This window comes from Ewingella sp. S1.OA.A_B6 (genome assembly GCF_049889095.1).
Taxonomy (GTDB): domain Bacteria; phylum Pseudomonadota; class Gammaproteobacteria; order Enterobacterales; family Enterobacteriaceae; genus Ewingella.
The window spans coordinates 1-273 of the sequence record NZ_JBLJFK010000072.1; the positions used below are offsets into that span (position 1 = coordinate 1).

General features: G+C 54.9%; 1 rRNA gene. It reads right to left on the minus strand.

The annotated features are described in order from the left end of the window. Positions 1–273: ribosomal RNA gene (locus ACMV8I_RS21525) — 16S ribosomal RNA — on the minus strand; the annotation flags it as partial.

The following is a 273-nucleotide window of genomic DNA, read 5'->3' on the forward strand; positions in this document are numbered from 1 at the left end:
ATCTGACTTAACAAACCGCCTGCGTGCGCTTTACGCCCAGTAATTCCGATTAACGCTTGCACCCTCCGTATTACCGCGGCTGCTGGCACGGAGTTAGCCGGTGCTTCTTCTGCGAGTAACGTCAATGCACGAAGCTATTAACTTCGTACCCTTCCTCCTCGCTGAAAGTGCTTTACAACCCGAAGGCCTTCTTCACACACGCGGCATGGCTGCATCAGGCTTGCGCCCATTGTGCAATATTCCCCACTGCTGCCTCCCGTAGGAGTCTGGACC